Annotated in this window: 5 protein-coding genes; 4 read left to right on the forward strand and 1 reads right to left on the reverse strand. The window is 51.1% G+C overall.

Annotated elements, in window-relative coordinates:
- Positions 1-72: 72 nt before the first annotated feature.
- Entirely contained in the window at positions 73-1,800 is a 1,728-nt protein-coding gene (locus JW953_06355) for an APC family permease (protein ID MBN1992307.1), read from the reverse strand.
- Positions 1,801-2,090: 290 nt separating this feature from the next.
- On the opposite strand from JW953_06355, the gene JW953_06360 reads away from it, so the two are divergent.
- The 4 genes from JW953_06360 to JW953_06375 form a co-directional block, all read left to right on the forward strand.
- On the forward strand, positions 2,091-3,083 hold the full coding sequence (locus JW953_06360) for an ABC transporter ATP-binding protein (protein ID MBN1992308.1): 993 nt from the start codon (positions 2,091-2,093) through the stop codon (positions 3,081-3,083).
- Positions 3,070-3,879 carry an ABC-2 family transporter protein gene (locus JW953_06365; protein MBN1992309.1) on the forward strand — a complete coding sequence of 270 codons (810 nt, stop codon included), beginning with the start codon at positions 3,070-3,072 and terminating at the stop codon, positions 3,877-3,879. The genes JW953_06360 and JW953_06365 overlap by 14 nt, the downstream gene beginning before the upstream one ends.
- A gap of 1 nt (position 3,880) precedes the next feature.
- Positions 3,881-4,693, forward strand: a complete 813-nt coding sequence (locus JW953_06370) for an ABC-2 family transporter protein (GenBank protein ID MBN1992310.1) — start codon at positions 3,881-3,883, stop codon at positions 4,691-4,693.
- Positions 4,694-4,936: 243 nt separating this feature from the next.
- Positions 4,937-5,422 (forward strand): extracellular solute-binding protein (locus JW953_06375; protein ID MBN1992311.1); only part of this gene is annotated, 486 nt, incomplete at its 3' end.

A 5,422-nucleotide genomic window follows, 5' to 3' on the forward strand; every position in this document is an offset into this window, starting at 1 on the left:
AATATTGGCCTGAAACTCGATTGTTAAGGTTCAAATTCAATCCCTGGCTTCGACCAGGCCAGTTCACTTTGTCTAAATGCGAGATTCATAATCAATGGTTTTTAATTGCACTCCAGCGGTGACCATGGAGAACTGGTGCCACCGTTGTTGTATGCGCTGGCGGGTATTTTCGTTGGTGATAATTGACACCACCTGTACATTTTTAGTCAGTTGTTTGGCGTAACGAATAGCCCGCAGCGTGCCGCGGTGGATGTCGCCCATAGGAATAATGGCCACATGGGCAATGGAGCGCATCTGCTCCGGGGTAAAGTTTTTCAGGCTTAAAGCTTCGGCCACGGTTTCATAGTGGCGCCAGATGGAACGGAACATCCACACCAACAGGGGAATGGCCACAATCACCACCCAGGCCCCTTCTAAAAACTTGGTAAAAATAAGAATAACCAATACAATGCCGGTGATGACCGAGCCAAAAGCAGGCAACAGTTGTTTCCAGCGGGCCGTCCGTTCATAATGAATGGTGGTCACGTCGGTTTGGGCGGTTTCGCCGGGCTTCAACTTTGTAATTTTGCCAAACAAGCGCACCATCCCCGCCTGGGATAAGGTAAACCCCAGCATCACGCCCAACGCATACAGCGGCAGCATGGCAATTTCGCTGGCTCTAAAGGCAATCACAATAATCGCGGCCACCAGGGCCAGCACGGTAATACCGTAGTTGAAAACCAACCGGTCGCCCCGGTTCTGCATCCAGCGGGGCATAAAACCATCTTGGGCCAGAAACGAGCTGACGCGGGGGAAATCTTGAAAGCCGGTATTGGCGGCCAGGATCAGGATCATCATGGTAAAAAATTGCACCCAGCCGTAAATGAAGGTGCCGCCCGGCACTCCGGCGGTCACGGCCCGGCCCAATTGCGATAAGATACTCTGCTCTTCGTAGGGCACCAGATTAATGTGGGTGGCCAGATAGGTGATGCCGATAAACAGGGTCATGGCAATCACGCCCATAGCAATCATGGTCTCGGCGGCGTTTTTTGATTCCGGCACTTTAAAGGCGGCCACGCCGTCGCTGATGGCCTCAATGCCGGTGAGGGCGGTGCAGCCGGCAGCAAAGGCGCGCAAAATAAGCCACAGAAAAAGAAATTGAGAAACACTCCCTGTGTTAGCCACAACGTGAGACGGCATCGAAACCACCGGCGGCGGCGCGCCAAATATTCCAAACAAACGAACCAGGCCAATGACCACAATCACCAATACGCCGACCACAAAGGCATACGTGGGCAGGGCAAAGATGGTGCCGCTTTCGCGCACGCCGCGCAGGTTAATCCAGGTTAAAAGCAAAATGGCCAGCAGGGCCAACCACACGCTGTAAGGGAATAATTGGGGCAGGGCCGAGGTAATGGCCCGCACCCCCGCCGAAACCGACACCGAAACGGTCAGAATATAATCAATCAGCAGGGCCGCCGCCGCAAACAGCGAGGGCATGGTGCCCAGGTTATCTTTGGCGACAATATAGGCTCCCCCGCCTTTAGGATAGTGCAAAATGGTTTGGGTATAGCTAAATACCACCAGCAATACCAAAACCATGATGCCCAGGGCAATAGGCAGGGTCAGGCGCAGGGCCGCCATGCTAATTAAAATGAGCACGCTCATAATGGCTTCGGTGGCGTAAGCGTTACTGCTGATGGGGTCCGACGCAAAAATAGCCAGCGCCCGCACCTTATCCAGCCGTTCATGAATTTCGGCCCGGGTGGGAAACGGCTCGCCAAATATCAGTCGCTTTATTTTGATGTATGAAGTTGTCATCCTATCCTCTTGATTCTATTGGGGAAAAAGAAACGCGAGAGCCTGGCGACATTAACGCGCCCTCGCGTTTGTTTTTTAGTCTACATTACTCCAAATTCATCGTTAATCATAATCCAATTGCCCTCTTTTGGCGAAATAGCCGCCTTGTTTTGACCCTTTTGCTGTTTACTGATTTATTGACTATAATCGAACAGTGGCCAGCGGATTGCGCAATTTTTACCCCGTCCATTTCCTGATGGATGGGGTATTTCATTGCTTGGCCATTGAACACCTATTTCCGGGAGTAGCCAATGCTCATTCAAGTAAACCGTCTTTCTAAATCGTTTGATTATTACAAAAAAGAACTCGGCTTAAAAAATTCGCTCAAGAATTTATTCTACAGAGAAAAGTTGACGAAAGCAGCCGTCAATAACATTTCTTTCCAGATAAACGAAGGCGAAATGGTCGGTTTTTTGGGGCCGAATGGGGCCGGAAAAACCACCACCCTCAAAATGCTGTCGGGAATTTTGCACCCCACGGGCGGGCAAGCCACCGTTTTGGGCTACGTGCCCTGGGAACGCAAAAAAGCCTTCAAAATGCAATTTGCCATTGTGATGGGCCAGAAGAACCAACTCTGGTGGGACCTGCCGGCCAACGAGTCGCTCTATCTCAACAAATGCATCTATGAAATTGACGACCGGACTTACCGAGCCACCCTGGCCGAACTGACCGAATTACTTGGGGTGCAGGAGTTGTTAGATGTACAAGTGCGGCGCTTGTCGCTGGGCGAGCGGATGAAAATGGAGTTGGTGGCCGCCCTCATTCATCAACCCAAACTGATTTTTTTGGATGAACCGACCATCGGGCTGGACATTCTCTCGCAAAAGAAAATCCGCCAGTTCTTCCGGTATTACAACCAGGAGAAAAAAGCCACCATCATTCTCACCAGCCATTATATGCAAGACGTGGAAAACCTGTGCCGGCGGACCATCATCATCAACCAGGGCCGGATTGTTTTTGACGGCGATCTCCAGCGGGTGAACAAACTGTTTGAGCAAACAAAAATTATCCGCCTGCAACTCTCCCGGCCGGTGAGCCGGGAAACGCTGGCCGCTTTTGGGCAAGTCAAAGCGCATGCCGACTTTACCGCTACCCTGGAAGTGCCCCGCCCGGAACTGAAAGAGCGGTCCAAGGCCATGCTGGATCAACTGCCGGTGCTGGATTTTAACATTGAAGATATTCCCCTTGAAGAAGGCATTGCGCTGCTGTATCAGCGGCAGGAGGCAGCCGATGCGATGGCTTAACAAATATAGCAAAGTGTTTGAATTGGGTTTTCAAACCGCGCTCGAATACCGGGTCAATTTTCTGCTCTCGCTCATCAGCGCCGCCTATCCCATCTTTATCCAAACGTTTATGTGGACGGCCATTTATCGGAACTCGTCCGAGCCGGTGGTGTATGGCTACACCTACCCGCAGATGCTGGCCTACACTTTTATGGCCGGGCTGGTGGCCCGCATTGTGCGCACCGGCTTTGAGTATGAGATCATGGAGGACATCAAAAACGGCAAATTTAGCCAATTTTTGGTGCAACCCATTGGCTATTTTCCCTACCGTCTGTTCTCCTACCTGGGCCAAAAGCTGCCCAACATGGGCATGATTTTGGGTATCCTGGTGGTGGTGCTATTGGGTCTCAATGCTTTTTTGGGCATTTCGTTGGAATTTTACCGGGGCCTGGCCTTTTTGGCTACATTGGCCCTGGCCGTGGTTTTGAATTTTCTTATCTTTTATTGTTTTAGCGCGGTGGCTTTTTGGGTGGTTGAAATTGGTTTTTTGTTTGAAGGGATTCGGATTGTCACCATCCTGCTCAGCGGCGGGATTTTTCCCCTGGAGGTTTTTGGCCCGCTGTTTATCCGGGCGTCAAACTTGCTGCCTTTTAAGTATACGGTTTATTACCCCATTAACGTGCTCAACGGCAGAATTTCTTTTATCGAAACGGTTCAGGGTGTGCTCGTCCAGAGTCTGTGGATTGTGGCCTGCCTGGTTATAGCTCATTATCTCTGGCGCGTCGGCAGCCGACGTTACGTAGCCGTCGGAGGTTAAAATGCGGGCGATTATTCGCGAAATCAAAAAACACATCTTGATTTATAGCCTGTTCATCAAAAACAGCTTGATGGCCCAGATGGAGTATCGTTTTAATTTCATCGGCAATATGGCCATGGAAACGGGCTATTTGTTTGTCAAATTATCTTACGTGGTGGTGGTCTACCGCTCAGGCGTGGAAATCAACGGCCTGTCGCCGGACGAAATTCTGTTGTTCATCGGCACCTTTGTCACGCTCACGGCCTGTTACGCCGGCTTGTTTATGCTCAATAATTTCCGCCTGCGCTTAAAAATTAGAGACGGCGAGTTGGACCTGCTCATGACCAAACCCGTGTCGCTACAATTTATGGTCACGCTCCGCATGACGGATATGACCATCTTTGCCGTAGACGCCATCGCCGGGCTGATCATAGTGGCCGTTGCCTGGGCCAGATTGAGCATCCCGCTCAATCTGGTCACCGTTGGGGGGTATGCGGGGTTTATGATCATCAGCGTCTTGGTGAGCTACAGCCTGTTCCTGCTGCCGCAAATCCTTTCCTTCTGGCTAATCAACACCAGCGCCATTGCCGAAGTGTCCGATTTGTTTTGGGACTTTAACAATATGCCCATGGATATTTATCCGCGTTGGATCCAACAACTGGGTATCTTTGTTTTGCCTATTTTTGTCATTTCCAATTTTCCCTCTATGTTTGTGTTGCAGCGAATGCCGCCTGTATACCTGGCCTGGGCGACCACTTTGCCGATTGTATTGTTGGTGATTCTGCGGCGACTTTGGAAGCAGGGACTTAAAAATTATAACAGCGCCAGCAGTTAGCCTATCTCAGAAAGCCTCACGTCATTAAGTCCAGGTTTTCGGCCAGGGCAGGTAGATACGTCTGCTGTGAAATGAAAGCTTTTGGACAACGAAGAGCAGCATCTTCCACCCGCTCAAGCCCTCGCCGATGAACGTAGTCAACCTCTTGACTATGAAGAGATTCCGGCTACCATGAAAAATAACATGTAGGAGGATGTAAGTATTCCTCGTGAGGCAGACGAGACCCGAAAGGAAGGTGCGCCTTTGAAAAGATACTGGCAGGTACTCACCCTTATCCTTTGTCTGCTGAGTCTTAATCTGGTTGAGGCGCAGACCAGTCAGGCCAGTCGGTTAGTCGCCGGAACAACCCTGGTGGTAGGCATGAACCAACATCCTTACACGGATAGCTTGCTCCCGCTGATAAAAGAGTTTGAAGCTTCAACCGGCATCACGGTCAAGGTCGAAACTTATCCCGAAGCAGAATATATGGAAAAACGGGCCGGCGATGTCTCGTCGGGCGCGGGCAGCTTTGACGTGTTGATGCTCGACCAGGTGGTCACCCAATATGCCCGCTCGGGTTGGCTCGAACCGCTGGATGCGTACTTTAACAACCCGGCTCTGGTTGACCCGGCCGATTATGATCCGGATGACCTGCTCGTGGGTCTGCGCCGGTTTGGCGTAGTAGATGGGCAGATTTACGGCATCCCGGTCAACGGCGACGCCGAAATCCTCTACTATCGGCAAGACCTG

The sequence above is a fragment of the Anaerolineae bacterium genome (assembly GCA_016931895.1).
Taxonomy (GTDB): Bacteria; Chloroflexota; Anaerolineae; order 4572-78; family J111; genus JAFGNV01.

Coding starts and splice junctions, on each gene's coding strand:
- JW953_06355 (MBN1992307.1), bottom strand. CDS start 1,800: ATGACAACTTCATACATCAAAATAAAGCGACTGATATTTGGCGAGCCG.
- JW953_06360 (MBN1992308.1), top strand. CDS start 2,091: ATGCTCATTCAAGTAAACCGTCTTTCTAAATCGTTTGATTATTACAAA.
- JW953_06365 (MBN1992309.1), top strand. CDS start 3,070: ATGCGATGGCTTAACAAATATAGCAAAGTGTTTGAATTGGGTTTTCAA.
- JW953_06370 (MBN1992310.1), top strand. CDS start 3,881: ATGCGGGCGATTATTCGCGAAATCAAAAAACACATCTTGATTTATAGC.